This is a genomic window from Frondihabitans sp. 762G35, assembly GCF_002074055.1.
Classification (GTDB): domain Bacteria; phylum Actinomycetota; class Actinomycetes; order Actinomycetales; family Microbacteriaceae; genus Frondihabitans.
The window spans coordinates 1,967,931-1,985,714 of record NZ_CP014619.1 but is presented as its reverse complement, the minus strand read 5'-3'; the positions used below and the strand labels follow the sequence as shown (position 1 = coordinate 1,985,714).

Below are 17,784 nucleotides of genomic sequence, written 5' to 3'. Positions count from 1 at the left end.
GTGACCATCTCCCCGCTCGACGTCACCCTGACGAACGCGCTCGGCGGACGCACCGCGGCCGCCCTCAAGCGCGCGTTCGGTCACCTCACCGTGGGCGATCTGCTGGCGCACTACCCGAGGCGCTACGCCCGCCGGGGCGAGCTGACGGCGCTCAGCGAACTCGCCATCGGCGAGGCCGTCACGATCGTGGCCGAGGTGCTGGATGTGCGGGAGCGGACCATGCGGGCGCGTCGGGGGTCGATCCTCGAGGTGCGGATCGGCGACGGCAAGGGCATCCTGACGCTCACGTTCTTCAACCAGGCCTGGCGCGCGAAAGACCTCGTTCCCGGCGTGCGGGGCATCTTCGCGGGCAAGGTCGGCGACTACCGAGGCAACAGGCAGCTCGCGCACCCCGACTACGAGCTGTTCGAGCGCGACGACGAGAAGGTGGCGGAGGCGGGCGACGCGACGGCGCAGGCCTGGGCCAAGCAGCCGATCCCGATCTACCCGGCCAGCGCCTCCGTGGCCTCCTGGCAGGTGCAGAAGTCGATCGAGGTGGCGCTCGACACGCTCCCGCCGCTGTCCGACGCGGTGCCGGAGGGCGTCCGCCGGGAGCTCGAGCTGATGCCGCTCCGCGAGGCGTACGAGAGGGTGCACCGGCCGGAGCGCGACCGCGACTGGAAGGCCGCGCGCGAGACGCTGAAATTCGAGGAGGCGTTCGTCCTCCAGGCGGCGCTCCTGCAGCAGCGGGCGGCTCTCCGCGCGACGGCCGCCGTGTCCCGACGCGCTTCGGTCGACGGGCTCCTGGCGGGCTTCGACGAGGCCCTGCCGTTCCACCTGACCGGCGACCAGAGCCTCGTGGGCGACGAGATCGCGCGCGACCTCGCCGCCGACGTGCCGATGAACCGCCTCGTCCAGGGCGAGGTCGGGTCCGGCAAGACGCTGGTGGCGCTCCGGGCCATGCTCGCCGTCGCCGAGAGCTCCGGGCAGTCGGCCCTCCTGGCTCCGACCGAGGTCCTCGCCGCCCAGCACCTCCGCTCCATCGTCGCGACCCTCGGCCCCGACCTCGCGGCGCGCCTCCGGCCGGTGCTCCTCACCGGCCAGATGCCCGTCGCCGAGCGCCGGCGCGCGACCCTCGCCATCGTCAGCGGTCAGGCGCGCATCGTCGTCGGCACGCACGCCCTCATCAGCGACAACGTCGAGTTCTACGACCTCGGCCTCGTCGTCGTCGACGAGCAGCACCGCTTCGGGGTCGAGCAGCGCGAGGCCCTCCGGCGGAAGGGCGCGACCCCTCCGCACGTGCTCGTGCTCACCGCGACCCCCATCCCGCGGACCGTCGCCATGACCGTCTTCGGCGACCTCGACATCTCGACGATCGCGGAGCTCCCGAAGGGCCGACAGCCGATCGAGTCGTTCGTCGTGGCCCTCGTCGACCATCCGGGCTGGATCTCGCGCGTCTGGGAGCGCAGCGCGGAGGAGATCGCGCGCGGTCGGCAGGTCTTCGTCGTCTGCCCGGCCATCGACCCGACCTCCGCGGAGCAGGGCGACGAGGGCGGGGTCGAGGAGCCCGAGGCGGGCGAGCCCGCTGCGACCGAGCCGGAGGGCGCAGGAGCCCCGACCCGCGCCCCCGACATCGCCAGCGTCACCGCCGTCCTGGCGGCGCTCCGCGAGGCCCCCGCCCTCGCCGGCCGGAGGGTGGAACCGCTGCACGGGCGCATGTCCGCCACCGAGAAAGACGAGACGATGCAGGCGTTCGCCCGCGGCGAGATCGACGTCCTCGTCGCCACGACGGTCATCGAGGTCGGCGTCGACGTCCCGAACGCCTCCACGATGGTGGTCCTCGACGCCGAGCGCTTCGGTGTCTCGCAGCTCCACCAGCTCCGCGGCCGCGTCGGCCGCGGCGGTCACCCGGGCCTCTGCCTCCTGGTCACGAACGCCGAGCCCGAGACGGTGGCCCGTCAGAGGGTCGACGCGGTGGCCTCCACCACCGACGGGTTCGAGCTGGCGCAGATCGACCTCGACCTGCGCCGGGAGGGCGATGTCCTCGGCAGCACGCAGTCCGGCGGGCGCTCGTCGCTGCGGCTGCTGCGCGTGGCGCACGACGGCGACGTGATCGCGCTCGCCCGCGAGCACGCGGCCGAGGTGCTGGAGGCCGATCCGACGCTGGCCGGGCATCCTGCGCTCTCGGCCGCCCTCGCCCGCCGTCTCGACGACGCGAGCCGCGACTTCCTGGCCAAGAACTGACGGCTCCGCGCCGCCCGCCCGTTCAGGCATCGGCCACCCTTCGCGGCTAGTGTGAGCGGATGAGCACGATCGCCGTCGTTCCCGGGTCGTTCGACCCGGTGACACTCGGGCATCTCGACGTGGTCGCCCGGTCCGCCCGCATCTTCGACGAGGTCCACGTGCTCGTCGTGCACAACCCCGGGAAGACCGCCTTCATCCCGCTCGAGGAGCGCGTCGCCCTCGTGGAGAGGTCGGTCGCGGAGCTCGATCTCGGCGAGCACGTCGTGGTGACGAGCTGGTCCGAGGGGCTCCTGGTCGACTACTGCGTGAACGTCGGGGCCCGGGTCCTCGTGAAGGGCATCCGCTCCCAGGTCGACGTCGCCTACGAGACCCCGATGGCGATCATGAACCGCAGCCTCGCCGGCGTCGAGACGGTGTTCCTCCTGCCGGATCCCGCGCACGCCCTCGTGTCGAGCTCGCTCGTGCGGCAGGTCGCCTCCCTGGGCGGCGACGTCACCCCCTACGTGCCCGGCGCTGTCGCCGAGTACCTCCGACGAGAAGAAGACACCCGATGACGACGACGACCACCACCGCGAGCACCCAGGGGAGCCCTTCGGCACCCATGGAGCTCGACGAGGTCCAGCATCACGCCCGGCGGATCCTCGAGGCCGTCGGCACCGTCATCGACGGGAAGGCCGGTGCGATCTCCACCGCTCTCACGGTGATGCTCGCCGAGGGCCACCTCCTCATCGAGGACGTCCCCGGCGTCGGCAAGACGCAGCTCGCCCGGGCGCTCGCCCGCGCCGTCGACGCGACCGTCAGCCGGATCCAGTTCACCCCCGATCTCCTCCCCAGCGACATCACGGGCGTGTCGATCTTCGACCGCCAGTCGAACGAGTTCGAGTTCAAGCCGGGGCCCGTGTTCGCCAACATCGTCATCGGCGACGAGATCAACCGCGCCTCGCCGAAGACGCAGTCGGCCCTCCTCGAGAGCCTCGAGGAGCGGCAGGTCACCGTCGACGGGTTCTCCCACCCGCTCCCCGACCCCTTCCTCGTCGTGGCGACGCAGAACCCCGTCGAGATGGAAGGCACCTACTCGCTCCCGGAGGCCCAGCGCGACCGCTTCATGGCGCGCATCTCCCTGGGCTACCCCGACGCCGACAGCGAGGTGCGGATGCTGCGCCAGCGAGAGACGGCCAGCCCCCTCGACGCCCTGCGTCCGCTGGTGTCCCTCGACGACCTGCGTCGGATGATCGCGACGGTCCGCGGCGTCTACGCCGCGGGCGTCGTCGAGCGCTACGCGGTCGACATCGTCCAGGCGACCCGGGTGCATCCCGATCTCCGCCTCGGGGCGAGCCCGCGCGCGACCCTGCAGCTCATGCGCGCCGCCAAGTCGTGGGCCGCCCTCAACGGGCGCCGCTACGTCATCCCCGACGACGTCGACGCCCTGAGCGGTCCCGTCCTCGGGCACCGCCTCATCCTGGCCGGGCGCGCGGGCGCGGGGGCGGTCGCCGCCGCCTACGACATCGTCGAGTCGGTGGTCGCCTCGACGCCCGTCCCGCTCGACGACGACTCCGCGCGCTGACCGTGCGGCCTCCCCTCTGGCCCCGACCGACCCGACGCGGCGTGGCCGCGCTCGTCGCCGGTGTCGCCGTGGGCACGATCGGCTCGTTCCTCACCTCCGCACCGCTGGTCTTCGGCGGCGTCGTCCTCGTGATGCTCGTCGTCGCGACGGTCGTGAGCCTCGCCGTCCGCACGCCGGAGCTCGTCGTGTCGCGACGGTTCGCCCCCGACCGCGCCGTCGCCGGCTGGTCCGTCGTCGAGACGATGACCATCCGCCGGCGGGAGCCCGGTGGGTCCGTGACGCTGCGCGTCCGCGACACGCTCTCCTGGCGCACGATGGCCACCGACGAGTCGGTCGTGGCGACCCTGGAGCGGGGCGCGTCGGTCGAGGCGGCGTTCGAGCACGACGACCTGCCCCGGGGTCGACACCGGGTGGGCCCCGCCCGGATCGAGGTGATCGAGGCCTTCGGTCTGGCTCAGCGTCTCGTCACGGTCCCCGGTCGCGGCGAGCTCGTCGTCGTGCCGGAGGTCGTGTCGGTCGGACGGGGCCGCGAGTCGCGCTCCCTCGGCGAGGGCTCGAGGCAGCGCCGCGACCACAGCGCGGCGGGAGGTCAGGACGACCCGATCACCCGCGAGTACCGCCGCGGCGACCCGATGCGGCGCGTCCACTGGAAGGCCAGTGCGCGTCAGGGCGAGCTGATGGTCCGGCAGGAGGAGCAGCACGGTCTTCCCAGCGCCCGGGTCGTCCTGCCGGTGCGCAGCGAGAACTGGCGCGACGCGCATCCTGCCCTCGGTTCCGGCGAGCCCGTCAGCGACGGCTTCGAGTGGGCGGTCTCGCAGGCCGCGTCGATCGCTCTCGAGTACGGCATGGCAGGATCCCAGACGCGCGTGGTCAGCCTGACCGGGGGCACGGTCGCGCTCCACGATCCCTCCATGACGCCGGTCTTCCTCGACCACCTCGCCGACCTCCGCCTCGACGACGCCGCCGAGATCGACGAGCGCACGCCGGAGCCGTCGCCGCGAGAGCCCGTGATCGCCGTCGTGTCGAGTCTGAGCCGGCTCGACCTCGATCTCCTCTCTCAGGCGCGGGGCCCCGGAGTCCCGGGTGTGGCGCTCGTGGTGCACCTCGACGCCCACCCGCTGACGCCGGACGACCGGTCCGTCGACTCTCCGACCGCGGTGGCGTCGCTCCTCCGGGAGTCCGGCTGGCAGGTCGTCGAGGCCGACTCGACCGCCGATCGGGCAGAGGTCCTCGCCACCCGTGGGGTCCTCGGTGGTTGACACCCTCACCCGGACTCCGACCAGCCCCGCCTCCGTGCGCTCCGGGCGACCCCGGAGCGCCGAGGGAGGACCCCGCTGGGGTCTCGTCGTGGTGCTCTGGGCGACGCTCGTCCTGTCGCTGGCGAGCCTCCAGCCTCTGTTCCAGGGGGCGTCCTGGTGGCTGACCGCGGCGTTCGTCGCCGCCCTCGTCTCCGCCGCCGCGGCCGGTGCGCGCGCTCTCGGCTGGAGGCCCCTCGTCGCCACCGCCGTCGGCGCCGTCGTCGGGGCGCTCGCGTCGACCGCCGTCGCCTCCGGCGGGACCGCCGTCCTCGGCGTGTTCCCCTCGGCGGCGACCGTCGAGCGGATCCGGCTCCTCGTCGGCCAGGCCCGCGACACGATCGTGGGCGATCAGGCGCCGATCCCGGTCCAACCGTCGATGCTCTTCGTCGTGGTCGTCGCCGTCGCGGCCGCGGCGGTGCTGATCGACCTCGTCGCCCATGTGGGGCGGATGCCCGGGCTGAGCGGCGTCGTGCTCGTCGTCGTCCTCGTCGTTCCCTCCTTCGTCCCCGACGTCGCACCGAACTGGCTCTGGGTCGTCCTCGCCGTGATCGGCTACGTGGCGGTGCTCGTCGTGTCGACGGGCCGACGTCTGTCTCGCGGGGCGCTCGTGACCGGTGTCGCGGCGGTCGCCGTCGCCGGCGTCGTCACGAGCGTCCTGCCGGTCTCGCTGGTCTCGCCCGTGACGGGCCTCGGCACCGGCATCGGGATCTCGACCGGCGTGAACCCGGTCATCGACCTCGGGAAGGACCTCCGCCGCGGCGCGCCCGTGACCGTCCTCACCTACACGACGTCGGCCCCGCAGGGCACCTACCTCAAGCTCGTCGACCTCGTCGACTTCTCGGGCACGACCTGGAGCCCCGCGTCGGTGCGTCTCGACAGCCGGAACTCCGTCGACCGTCTCCCCGCGGCTCCGGGCATCGCCAGCGCCACGACCCGCGACACGGTCACCACCGACGTGGCGGTCAGCCTGCTCCGCAGCCCGTACCTCCCCCTGCCGGTGCCTGCCACGACCGTGACGGGCATCGACGACCGCTGGAAGTACGTCGACTCGTCGGGCGTCACCATCCGGAGCGCCACGGAGGGCTCGCAGGGTCTCGACTACAAGGTCACCTCGCGGCCCGTCGACCCCACGCCCGAGCAGATCTCGGCGTCGCTCGGGACGACCCCCGCCGATCTGGCTCCGTACCTCAAGGTCGACGGCGTGCCCGCCTCCATCACGAGCCTGGCGAAGCGCGTGACGGCGACGGCGTCCAACCGCTTCGACGCGGCCGTCGACCTCCAGACCTACTTCCGGAACGGCGACTTCACCTACTCGGAGGACACTCCCGTCCGCGGCGGGTACGACGGCAGCGGCCTCGACATGGTGGAGACGTTCCTGCAGCGCAAGAGCGGCTACTGCGTGCACTTCGCCTCGGCCATGGCCGTCATGGCGCGCACTCTCGGCATCCCCTCGCGCATCGCCGTGGGCTTCCTCCCGGGAGACCAGGTCAGCCCGGGCTCCAGCAGCGCGTGGACCGTCACGAGCGACGACCTGCACACCTGGCCGGAGCTGTACTTCCAGGGGCTCGGCTGGATCCCGTTCGAGCCGACCGTCTCCCTCGGCACGACGTCCAGCTACCTGCAGCAGACCGGGACGGAGCCGACCGCCGCCCCGTCGACCTCGGCTCAGCCGACGGCCGAGCCGACCACGCCGGCCTCGGCCCCCGCGTCGTCCGCCGCCACGGCCACACCGACGACCGACGCGTCCGGCTCGTCGTCGGCGCAGAGCCCGACCTCGACGGCCCTCGACGGTGCCCAGCTCGGCCTGCCGCTGGGCATCGCCGTCCTCGTGCTGCTCGCCCTCGTCCCGTGGTGGCTGCGCGTCTCGCGGCGACGACGGCGCCTCGGGCAGGGGCCCCCCGACGCCGCCCTCTCGGCCTGGCTCGAGGTGGTCGACACGGCGAGAGACCTCGGTCTCCCGGTCGACCCTGGGGCGACCCCGCAGTCGACATCCGCTCTCCTCGACGAGGCCCTGTCCCGCTCCGGCGGCAGGATCCCGGTCCGCGCCGCCCTGGCCGACCTGCTCGCCGCCGTCCAGGCCGAACGCTTCGGAGGCCGAGAGGCCGACGTCGGGGTGCACGACGACGCCCGCACGGTGATCGACGGGCTGCGGGCGGCGTCCCCGGTGCCGGTGCGCGTCCGGGCTACCGTCGCGCCGAGGAGCCTCTTCGCGGAACAGCGCCCGCGTCCAGCCGAGTGAGCGTACACTCGTCGCTCGTGCCTCATTTCGAAAAGACCCCCTATACCGTCCCGGTGTACGACCTGATGCACCGTCCGGGCGAGATGCGCGAGAGCGACCTCGACGTCGCTGCGCCGACGAAGATGGGCGAGGGGCTCACGGCCGTCCGCGTGGGCAGCCCGGTCGACATCGACCTCAAGATCGAGAGCCTCCACGACGGCCTCCTCGTCTCGGCCCACGTCTCGGCGACCGCCGAGGGGGAGTGCAGCCGATGCCTCAAACCCATCGCCCAGAGTGTCGAAGTCGATTTCGCCGAGCTTTTCGCGTACTCTGAAGACGAAGCTTTTGACTATCAGGTTCAAGACGATCACGTGGATCTTGAACCCGTCGTCAGAGACGCAGTGGTTCTTTCACTGCCCTTCCAGCCGGTATGCCGGCCGGACTGCCCAGGCCTCGACCCCGAAACGGGCGAGCGAGTGGAAGATCTGGTCGACTACCACCCCCGTGAAGTGCTCGATCCCCGGTGGTCGGCACTGAGCCAGCTCGTCAGCGACACCGTCCCCACGGACGCCGACGCGGAGGCCCACGGAGACCCCAAGCCCACCGACTAGACGGCGTGCGGGCCCAGCACGATCGGGCCCGAACACTGCGGAGACCGGCCTGACGGCTCGGGCGCCGGACGACCACGTCACCACCCACAGATAGAGAAGAGACACTCATGGCCGTTCCCAAGAGGAAGCAGTCGCGCTCCAACACGCACGCTCGCCGTTCGCAGTGGAAGGCCACGCCTGTCACGCTCGTGAAGAGCATCGAAGGCGGCAAGACCGTCTACAGCCTCCCCCACCGCGCCAAGGTCGTGGAAGACAGCGCCGGCACCGCCCTGTACATGGAGTACAAGGGCCGTAAGGTCGCCGACGTCTGAGATGAGCGCCAAGAATCAGCCCGTGTCAGAGTCCTCTGACCGGGCTGATCTCGTTTCGTTCCTCGACGTCGCGATCAGCCCAGAACTCCTCGAGCTCGCCCTCACCCACCGTTCGTACGCTTACGAGCACGGTGGCATCCGCAACAACGAGCGGCTCGAGTTCCTCGGCGACTCGATTCTGGGGCAGGCCGTCACGGTCATGCTCTACCGCGAGAACCCCGACCTCGACGAGGGAGACCTGGCCAAGCGGCGCGCGAGCCTCGTGTCGACGGTCGCGCTGGCCGAGGTGGCCGACAACATCGGTCTCGGCCGCTTCATCCTGCTCGGGCGGGGCGAGGAGCTCACCGGCGGGCGGAACAAGCACTCGATCCTCGCCGACACCGTGGAGGCCATCATCGGCGCCACCTACCTCGACGCCGGGCCGAAGGCCGCGACCGGTCTCGTCATGCGACTGATCGCGCCGCTCCTCGCCGATCCCGATCGCTTCGGTGCGGCGATGGACCCCAAGACGAGCCTGCAGGAGCTGGCGAGCGCCCAGGGTCGCGGCATGCCCAACTACGTCATCAGCGACTCCGGCCCCGACCACGACAAGCGGTTCCACGCGATCGTGCGCCTCGGCAAGGACGAGATCGCCTCCGGGACGGGCAGCAGCAAGAAGATGGCCGAGATGGCCGCCGCGCTCGAGGCCTGGACGACCCTCAGTGCGCCTCCTTCGGCGCCCGACGCCGTCTAGGTGCCGGAGCTCCCCGAGGTCGAGGTCGTGCGGGCCGGCCTCCACCCCGCCGTCACGGGTGCCGTCGTCGACCATGTCGACGTGCTCGAACCCCGGTCGCTGCGGCGGCACGCCGGCCCCGAGGCCGACTTCGTCGAGCGCCTCACGGGGGCCGTGCTCCTCTCGGCGGTCCGTCGCGGGAAGTTCCTCTGGTTCCCGTTCGCCGTGCCCGGCGGGCCGGTGGAGGCGCTCGTCGCCCACCTGGGGATGAGCGGGCAGGTGCTGCTCCGCTCGCGCGACCAGGTCGACGACCGCCTGCTGCGGATCCGACTCGACCTCGTGCATCCTGCGCTCGGGGACGTCCGCCTCGCCTTCGTCGACCAGCGCATCTTCGGGTCGATGGCGCTCGACGACACCGAGCCGACGCCCGACGGGCGCGCGGCCGGCTACTCGTCGCCGACGATCCTGGGCCACGACGCCGAGGCGGATGCGGGGTCGCTGCACGATCACGGCCCGCAGGAGGATCGGGGCTGGGTCACGCGGATCCCTCACCAGGTCGCGCACATCGCGCGCGACCCCCTCGACCCGGCCTTCGACGAGCGCGCCTTCGTCGACCGGCTCCTGGCGCGTCGCTCGGGCGTCAAGCGAGCGCTGCTCGATCAGGGGCTCGTCTCCGGGATCGGCAACATCTACGCCGACGAGTCGCTCTGGGCCGCGAAGATCCACTTCGACCAGCCCTGCTCGTCGCTGTCGCGGAGACGGGCGGCGCTGCTCCTGCTCGAGGTGAAGGCGGTGCTGTTCAAGGCCCTGGCCGAGGGCGGGACGAGCTTCGACCAGCAGTACGTGAACGTCAACGGGCAGTCGGGGTACTTCTCGCACAGCCTCAACGCGTACGGGCAGCAGGGGAAGCCGTGTCCTCGCTGCGGGACGCCGATCAGCCGGGTGGCGTTCATGAACCGGTCGTCGCACTTCTGTCCGAGGTGTCAGAAGCTCACGACCTGAGGTCGGCGGCTGCGCGCTGTCGAGCTCGTGCCCGGTGGTGCCGGCGTCCCGCCCGCGCGGGGTGGTGCGCCGGTGCTCGGTCCTCCGTGGTTCAGGCTCGGTGCTCGGTGCTCCGCCCAGGCGACCCGCGCCCCAGGGAGAGAGTGTTATCTCCGGGGCCTGTACAGGTCGGCCTGAATTCACGCGACCCTGAAACCCTCCAGGCGACGCGCATGGAGATTTCAGCCGCGCGTGAATTCACGCGGACCTGAAACGCGGCCGGACTTCGGGTGCGAAACGGGCGGGCGCGTTTCAGGTCGCGATGAATTCAGGCGGACCTGTACAGGCCCGGGAGACATCACTGCTCGGGGAGGGGGCAGCCAGCAGCCCCGGGGCACACCGGGCCGGCGGGGAGGCCCGCGCCGATCGCCGGGGGCGGGCGCGACAGCCGCAGGCGCGCCGATCCCCGCGTCGACGACGCCCCCGGTACCCTGGGGGCAGCGCGGTGCAGGGCCGTGGCGGCGGGCGACGGAAGGGCGCGGCGTGTACCTCAAGAGCCTCACGCTCAAGGGCTTCAAGTCGTTCGCGCAGCCGACCACGTTCGCTTTCGAGCCGGGTGTCACCTGCGTCGTCGGCCCCAACGGCTCCGGCAAGAGCAACGTCGTCGATGCCCTCGCCTGGGTGATGGGCGAGCAGGGCGTCAAGACCCTCCGCGGCGGCAAGATGGAGGACGTCATCTTCGCCGGCACGTCGACCCGCGGGCCCCTGGGGCGCGCTCAGGTCGTCCTGACCATCGACAACTCCGACGGCGCCCTCCCGATCGACTACACCGAGGTGACGATCAGCCGGACCCTGTTCCGCAACGGCGGCAGCGAGTACGCGATCAACGGCGACAACTGCCGGCTCCTCGACGTCCAGGAGCTCCTCAGCGACTCCGGGCTCGGGCGCGAGATGCACGTCATCGTGGGCCAGGGGCAGCTCGACGCCGTGCTGCGGGCGACGCCGGAGGAGCGTCGCGGGTTCATCGAGGAGGCCGCGGGCATCCTGAAGCACCGCCGGCGCAAGGAGAAGACGCTCCGCAAGCTCGAGGCCATGCAGACCAACCTCACGAGGCTCAGCGACCTCGCGGGCGAGATCCGACGCCAGCTGAAGCCGCTCGGGCGCCAGGCGGAGATCGCCCGCGAGGCGCAGGGCATCGCCGCGGTCGTGCGCGACGCTCGCGCCCGGCTCCTGGCCGACGAGGTCGTCGGCCTCCGGACGGTCCTCACCGCCCAGTCGAAAGACGAGAACGAGCGCAAGAGCGAGCGCATCGTCCTCCAGGAGCAGCTCGATCAGAACAAGCTCCGCGAGCAGCGCCTCGAACAGGCGATGGTCGGCGACTCCGTCGACGAGGCCCGCCGCATCGCCTTCGGACTGGAGTCGGTCCAGGAGCGTCTCCGCAGCCTGTCGAGCCTCGCCAACCAGAAGCTCACCCTCCTGGCCCAGCAGGCCGACCAGCCCTCCGTCGCGACGACTGTCAGCGCCGGCATGGTGGCGGACGCCCGCGACGAGGCCGAGCGCCTCCAGGAGGGCGTCGCCGAGGCCGAGCTCGCCGTCGCCCACGCGGCGGCCGAGGTCGCCACGACGCGCGCCTCCCTCGACTCCCTCGACGAGGAGATCGCGGCCCAGAGCGCCCTGGTCTCGAAGCACGACCTGGAGGTGGCGCGCCTCGGCGGGGCCGTCGAGGTCGCCCGGTCGAAGCTCGCCGCCGTGCGGGGCGAGCAGCTCCGGCAGACCGACGCCCTCCAGGCGGCCGAGCTCCGCCGCGACTCCAGCAGGAGCGACTACGCCGCCGCCCAGGACGACGCCCCTGACCGCGACGACGCCTCCCGCGTCGACCACGCCGAGGCGCAGCGGGTCGCGGAGGAGGGCGTGTCCGCCGCCCAGACCGCCGTCGAAGCGCTCCGGGATCGCCTGCACGCCCTCGAGCGGGAGCACGACTCGCTCGGGGCCCGCACCAGCGCCCTGTCGCTCGCCCTCGACCAGAAGGACGCCTCCAGCGCCCTCGTGAAGGCCGGTCGACCGGGCGTCCGCGGTCTCGTCGCCGAGCACGTCCAGGTCGAGCCGGGCTTCGAGGTGGCGATCGCCGCCGCCCTCGGCACGGTCGCCGACGCCGTGCTCGCGGAGAACGCCGACGACGCCTTCGACGCGGTCGCCCACGTGACCGCGGAGGAGCTGGGCCGCGTCGAGGTCGTGGTCGCGGCTCCGGCCCGGACCCCGGGCGCTCTCGACCTCGACCTCCCCGCCGGAGCCCGCCCCGCGGTCGCCGTCGTCACCGCCCCGGGCGGCGTCCTCGGCGTCCTCGCCCGCACGGTGATCGCCGACGACCTGGCAATCGCCCGCGCCGTGACCGGGTCGGCGGTCGGCCTCGACGCGCCCGTCACGGTCATCACCCGGCAGGGCGAGGTCCTGACCGACTTCGTCGTCCGCGGCGGATCCGCAGGAGGCCGCTCCCGACTCGAGCTCGTCGCCGAGCGCGACACGGCCGCCGACTCGTTGACCGGGGTCAGCGTCGAGATCGAACGCGTGTCCGCCGACCTCGACGAGGCCAGAGCGGCCCTCTCCGAGCGGCGCACGGCGTCCAAAGAAGCCACGGCCGCTGCGCGCGAGCACGAGTCCCGCCTGGCCGCCTTCGACCAGCGCACCGGGCGTCTCCGGGTCCAGCTCGAAGCCGCCGAAGCGGAGGCCGAGCGTCTCTCGGCAGCCCTCGCCACGTCCGCCGAGGCGGTGCACCAGGCGGAGCGGGCCGTCGCGCAGGCGGAGTCGGCGCTCGGCGAGTTCTCCTCCCGGCCGCGTCCCATGCTCGACGCCTCGGCTCGTGACGGGGTGCTCGCGGAGGTCGAGAACGCCCGCGGGGTCGAGATCGAGAAGCGCATCCAACTGGAGACGATCCGGGAGCGGGTGCGGGCCGAGGTCTCGCGGGCGAAGGATCTCCAGCGCCAGCTCGACGAGCAACGCGCCGCTGCCGAGGAGCACGCCAGGCAGACCGTGGTGCGCCAGCGCCAGATGGTGGCGACGACGTCGGTCCTCGACGCCCTCCCCGCCGTCCTCGACGCCGTCGACCGCTCGGTCGCCGAGGCGCGGGCGGTCCTCGCCCGGCGCGAGGGGGAGCGTTCCGAGCAGAACACCGAGCTGGCGACCCTCCGCCGCGAGGAGCGCGCTCTCCGCGAGCGACTCCACACCGTCACCGAGAACGTGCACGGCCTGGAGATGGAGATCTACGAGAAGAAGCTCCACCTCTCCGGCCTCCTCGAGCGGGCAGGATCCGAACTCGGACTCGTGGAGAGCGTCCTGGTCGACGAGTACGGCCCCGAGGTCCCCGTCCCGGGCTCGACGGACGACGACGAGGCGACGCCCTTCGACCGCGCCGAGCAGAAGAAGAGGCTCGCCGCCGCCGAGCGCACCCTGGCGCAGCTCGGTCGCGTGAACCCGCTCGCCCTGGAGGAGTTCGCGGCGCTGGAGCAGCGGCACAAGTTCCTCACCGACCAGCTGGGCGACCTCACGTCGACCCGGAAGGACCTCCTCACGATCATCGACGAGATCGACGAGAAGATGCAGGTGATCTTCAAGGCGGCCTTCGACGACACGAAGGAGGCGTTCAACCGCGTCTTCCCGATCCTCTTCCCGGGCGGGAGCGGCAGCATCCACCTCACCGACCCGGACAACCTCCTCGAGACGGGCATCGAGGTCACCGTCAAGCCGGCGGGCAAGAAGATCGAGCGCCTGTCCCTCCTGTCGGGCGGGGAGCGGTCGCTCGCGGCCGTGGCGCTGCTGATCGCGATCTTCAAGGCGCGCCCCAGCCCGTTCTACATCATGGACGAGGTCGAAGCGGCCCTCGACGACGCCAACCTCGGGCGGCTCCTGACGATCTTCCAGGACCTCCGGGAGTCGTCGCAGCTCATCGTCATCACCCACCAGAAGCGCACGATGGAGATCGCCGACGCCCTCTACGGGGTCTCGATGCGCCAGGACGGCGTCTCCGCCGTCGTCGGCCAGAGGGTCGTCACCGCCCGTGAACGGGGGAGCGCCGTGGAGTCGGTGCCCGGGTAGCCTTCGAGGATGCGGGAACTTCGGCAGCGCGGATACTGGCCACCACCCATCTGGGTTCCCGGAGAACGACCGACCGGCAAGTGGATCGGCCGCTTCGGCGGGCTCTGGATCGGCGCGGCCTCGCTGTTCTTCTTCCTCTTCCTCGTGCTCGTCGACGGTCTCCTCCTCGGGAACACGCTGTCGATCACGATCGGGCTCCTCGTGGGGTCGTTCGGCTCCGCCGTCGCCCTGCTGTACGTGATGGCGTACCGCATCGGGCCCCGTGACACCCTGACCGTTCCGAGGCTCCTGCTGGCCGCCACGTTCGGCGGCCTCATCGCGGTGACGCTGGGCTCGACGCTCGACATCCTCGTCGCTCGGGCGACCGGCAGCCCGGCGGGTCAGCCGGGCACCGTGGTGCTCCTGCTCGCAGGAGTCACGGAGGAGTTCGCGAAGATCGTCGCCGTCGTCGCCGTGTCCTGGCGCCTCGCGGACAGGAGCGTCCGCAACGGGCTGTTCCTCGGCGGCGCCGTGGGCTTCGGGTTCGCGGCGATGGAGGACCTCGGCTACGCCGTCCGCGTGATCGACCACCCGCTGGCGCAGTTGCACCTCGACGGCCTGCAGTCGGCGCTCCTGCTCGTCCCGCTGCGGGCGGCCGAGACACCGGTGCTGCACCCGATCTTCACCGCGCTGCTCGCGGCCGCCGTGTTCGCGGCCGCTCGGAACGGCCGCTTCCGGATCACGGGGGGAGTCGTTCTGGCGTATCTCGGCGTCGCCGTCGCGCACGGCCTCTTCGACGGCTCCGGCAGCCTGCTCCTCGCGACGGGCAACCCGGTGCTGCTGCTCCTGGTCCTCGTCGTCATCCCGGGCGTCATCGTCGGCAGCGGTCTCGTCTGGCTGCGCGTCGCGCGTCGCGCCCGATTCGCCTTCCAGCTGCCGGTCGCCTGGTGGCTCCGGCCGCCGACGGGGGAGCCGCTCCCGCCGGACCCTCTGCCCGAGGAACCGCCCCGACCCGAGGAGTCCGCGCCGTCACCGGCGCACGACCTCGTCTAGCGGGCGGGGGCGGCGGGTCGGCTCAGGCCGTCTCGAGGACGGACTCGCCGTTGACGGTGAGCACGCGCCAGCCACCGTCGATCCACTCGACGGTGTTGGCTGCGGCGTTGTGGATGTGGCCGACCTCGCGACCCAGGATGGCGGAGAGGGTGAAGCGGATGATCGTGCCGTGGCACACGACGACGATGTTGCCGTCCTCGCCGTCGAGCGGGAGGCGGGTGTCGCGGATGTCCTGCAGGGCGCCGAGGCCCCGAGCGGCGACCGACTCGCGGGGTTCGATGTCGAGGAAGTCGCCGCTCGGCTCGTCGGGGATCGTGTCGGTCGGCACGGTGCCCTCGCGGGACGCGTAGTCGCGCTCGATCAGCTCCGGGTAGGCGTCGCCGAGTTCGATGCCGAGATCGGAGGCGATGATGCGCGCGGTCTCGCGGGCACGCCCGAGGGGGGAGGAGACGATGGCGCTCCAGGAAAGCCCGGCCAGGAGCGCCGCCGCCGCGTGCGCCTGCTCCCGACCCGTCTCGTTCAGCGGGATGTCGGACGACCCCTGGAGCTGATCGTTGAGGTTCCAGTCCGTCTGACCGTGGCGGATGAGTTCGAGGCGCATGTTCTCCGTTTGTTCTGCTGCGTGACCGGGTGCCCGGTGCGACGGTGTCGGCGCGAACCCGCTAGGACGCCGCGAGCTCGTCTCGCTTCGCGTCCTTGCCCGACTTGCGGAGACTGAGGACGGTGGCGACCAGGATCGTGACCACGATGAAGCCGAGAGAGAACCAGATGGGGATCTCGGGGATCCATTCGATGGGGCGACCGCCGTTGATAAAGGGTACTTCGTTCACGTGCAACGCGTGGAAGAGCAGTTTTACTCCGATGAAGGCCAGGATCACGGCGAGGCCCTGCGCGAGGTACACCAGGCGCTCGAGGAGGCCCGAGATGAGGAAGTAGAGCTGGCGGAGGCCGAGGAGCGAGAAGGCGTTCGCCGTGAAGACGATGTAGGCGTCCTGCGTGAGGCCGAAGATCGCGGGGATGGAGTCGAGGGCGAAGAGCACGTCGGTGAGGCCGATGGCGAGCATCACGAGGAAGAGCGGGGTGAAGAGGCGCTTGCCGTCGACCTTGGTCGTGAGACGGTCCTCGTCGTAGTCGGCGCTCGTGGGCACGATGCGGCGCAGGATGCGGATGAGCCGGCTGTCGCCCTCCTCGGCCTCGTCGTGTCCGCCCTTCACCTGGCTGTAGGCGAGCCAGAAGAGGAGGAAGCCGAACAGGTAGAAGACCCAGGAGAAGTTCTCGATGATCGTCACGCCGAGGGCGATGAAGAGCCCGCGGGAGACGAGGGCGATCGCGATGCCGACGAGGAGGACCTTCTGCTGGTAGATCCGTGGCACGGCGAAGCTCGTCATGATGATGAGGAAGACGAAGAGGTTGTCGACGCTCAGGGCCTTCTCGGTGATGTAGCCGGCGAAGTACTCGCCGCCGAGCTGCCAGCCGCTCGTCACGCCGACCCCGACGCCGAAGAGGACGGCGATGCCGATGTAGACGATCGACCAGGTCGCGCTCTCGCGGATGGTCGGCTCGTGCGGGGTGCGCACGTGGCTGTAGAAGTCGAAGATCAGCAGGCCGAGGACGAAGACGATCGTCAGTGCCCAGACGAGGAACGGGGTCTCCATGAGGTTTCCTTCAGTACGGCACCCCGAAAAAGGGTGCGACGGATACTGAAGGTCTCTTCCGCCTCTCGAGATCGAGAGGCCGATGCACCGGACCCAGATCGTTCTGGGCCGTACTGACGGCGACACCGCGGACGGGAATACTCCCCTTCGTGTGACCAGCGTACCGAGAGATCCGGCGGCTGTCACAGGGCCGACTAAAGTTGCACCCATGGCAAACCCCTGGTCCCTCTCCGGCGCACTCCGCGGCATGTTCGGCCGCAAGACGATCGACGACACGACCTGGGACGACCTCGAGACGGCTCTGATCGGCGCCGACTTCGGCCCCGACGTCACCGAGCAGGTCATCGACGACCTCCGCGAGAAGGTCGGGCGGTACAACACCACCGACCCGGCCGACCTCAAGCGGATGCTCCGCGAGACGCTCGAGGAGCGCCTGTCGAAGCTCGACTCGACGCTCAAGCTCTCCAACCGCCCCGCGGTCGTGCTCGTCGTCGGGGTCAACGGCGTCGGCAAGACCACCACGATCGGCAAGTTCGCGAAGTTCCTCCGCAACTTCGACCGCTCGGTCGTCGTCGGTGCGGCCGACACATTCCGCGCGGCCGCCGTCGAGCAGCTCGGCACCTGGGCGGAGCGCGCCGGCGTCCGCATCGTGAAGCCGCAGGCGCAGGGGCAGGATCCCGCGTCGGTGGCCTACCAGACCGTCGACCTGGCGATCCGCGAGGGCATCGAGATCGTCATCATCGACACGGCCGGCCGCCTCCAGACCAAAGCTGGGCTGATGGACGAGCTCGGCAAGATCAAGCGCGTCGTCGAGAAGCAGACGGAGATCGCGGAGGTGCTGCTCGTCCTCGACGCCACCACCGGCCAGAACGGCCTCGCTCAGGCGGAGGCGTTCATCCAGCACGCGGGCGTCACGGGCCTCGTCCTCACGAAGCTGGACGGCTCGGCCCGCGGCGGCTTCGTGCTGGCCGTGCAGGAGCAGACCGGGATCCCGATCAAGCTCGTCGGCCAGGGCGAGGGCATCGGCGACCTCACCGGTTTCACGCCGCACGTCTTCGTCCAGAACCTCATCGGCTGACGCTGCGACGGC

At 71.4% G+C, this 17,784-nt stretch carries 14 protein-coding genes; 12 read left to right on the top strand and 2 right to left on the bottom strand.

Annotation, left to right across the window (positions count from 1 at the left end; translation table 11 throughout):
- Window positions 1-6: 6 nt before the first annotated feature.
- The 11 genes from AS850_RS09480 (at window position 7) to AS850_RS09430 (ending at window position 15,039) form a co-directional block, all read left to right on the top strand.
- Window positions 7-2,223: an ATP-dependent DNA helicase RecG gene (locus AS850_RS09480; RefSeq protein ID WP_442856912.1), complete on the top strand. Its 2,217-nt coding sequence runs from the start codon at window positions 7-9 to the stop codon at window positions 2,221-2,223.
- A 59-nt stretch (window positions 2,224-2,282) separates the two neighbouring features.
- Entirely contained in the window at window positions 2,283-2,777 is a 495-nt protein-coding gene (gene coaD / locus AS850_RS09475) for a pantetheine-phosphate adenylyltransferase (protein WP_119868892.1), read from the top strand.
- The gene (locus AS850_RS09470; RefSeq protein WP_442856884.1) at window positions 2,774-3,787 is read left to right on the top strand and encodes an AAA family ATPase; all 1,014 of its coding nucleotides are present in this window, start codon (window positions 2,774-2,776) and stop codon (window positions 3,785-3,787) included. Before coaD ends, AS850_RS09470 begins: the two co-directional genes overlap by 4 nt.
- A gap of 41 nt (window positions 3,788-3,828) precedes the next feature.
- Complete coding sequence (locus tag AS850_RS09465; protein ID WP_119868891.1) at window positions 3,829-5,046, top strand: DUF58 domain-containing protein; 1,218 nt, start codon at window positions 3,829-3,831, stop codon at window positions 5,044-5,046.
- The gene (locus AS850_RS09460) at window positions 5,039-7,324 is read left to right on the top strand and encodes a transglutaminase family protein (RefSeq protein ID WP_123955482.1); all 2,286 of its coding nucleotides are present in this window, start codon (window positions 5,039-5,041) and stop codon (window positions 7,322-7,324) included. The genes AS850_RS09465 and AS850_RS09460 overlap by 8 nt, the downstream gene beginning before the upstream one ends.
- Before the next feature lie 17 nt (window positions 7,325-7,341).
- The gene (locus AS850_RS09455; protein ID WP_236940671.1) at window positions 7,342-7,914 is read left to right on the top strand and encodes a YceD family protein; all 573 of its coding nucleotides are present in this window, start codon (window positions 7,342-7,344) and stop codon (window positions 7,912-7,914) included.
- Window positions 7,915-8,021: 107 nt separating this feature from the next.
- Window positions 8,022-8,225 carry a 50S ribosomal protein L32 gene (rpmF, locus tag AS850_RS09450; protein ID WP_119868889.1) on the top strand — a complete coding sequence of 68 codons (204 nt, stop codon included), beginning with the start codon at window positions 8,022-8,024 and terminating at the stop codon, window positions 8,223-8,225.
- Between the two features lies 1 nt (window position 8,226).
- Window positions 8,227-8,958 (top strand): ribonuclease III, encoded by a 732-nt coding sequence (gene rnc / locus AS850_RS09445; RefSeq protein WP_119868888.1) that lies wholly within the window; start codon window positions 8,227-8,229, stop codon window positions 8,956-8,958.
- A complete protein-coding gene (mutM, locus tag AS850_RS09440) occupies window positions 8,959-9,939 on the top strand; it encodes a bifunctional DNA-formamidopyrimidine glycosylase/DNA-(apurinic or apyrimidinic site) lyase (protein WP_119868887.1) in 981 nt (326 codons plus the stop codon).
- Between the two features lie 522 nt (window positions 9,940-10,461).
- Entirely contained in the window at window positions 10,462-14,007 is a 3,546-nt protein-coding gene (gene smc / locus AS850_RS09435; RefSeq protein WP_119868886.1) for a chromosome segregation protein SMC, read from the top strand.
- Window positions 14,008-14,016: 9 nt separating this feature from the next.
- Window positions 14,017-15,039 (top strand): PrsW family glutamic-type intramembrane protease, encoded by a 1,023-nt coding sequence (locus AS850_RS09430; RefSeq protein ID WP_119868885.1) that lies wholly within the window; start codon window positions 14,017-14,019, stop codon window positions 15,037-15,039.
- 22 nt (window positions 15,040-15,061) lie between these two features.
- Here AS850_RS09430 and AS850_RS09425 read toward each other — a convergent pair whose 3' ends face one another.
- Together AS850_RS09425 and AS850_RS09420 are read right to left on the bottom strand one after the other, a co-directional pair.
- On the bottom strand, window positions 15,062-15,640 hold the full coding sequence (locus tag AS850_RS09425; RefSeq protein ID WP_119868884.1) for a histidine phosphatase family protein: 579 nt from the start codon (window positions 15,638-15,640) through the stop codon (window positions 15,062-15,064).
- Window positions 15,641-15,701: 61 nt separating this feature from the next.
- A complete protein-coding gene (locus AS850_RS09420) occupies window positions 15,702-16,694 on the bottom strand; it encodes a TerC family protein (RefSeq protein ID WP_119868883.1) in 993 nt (330 codons plus the stop codon).
- 208 nt (window positions 16,695-16,902) lie between these two features.
- On the opposite strand from AS850_RS09420, the gene ftsY reads away from it, so the two are divergent.
- Entirely contained in the window at window positions 16,903-17,772 is an 870-nt protein-coding gene (gene ftsY, locus AS850_RS09415) for a signal recognition particle-docking protein FtsY (RefSeq protein ID WP_119868882.1), read from the top strand.
- The last annotated feature ends 12 nt before the right edge of the window (window positions 17,773-17,784 follow it).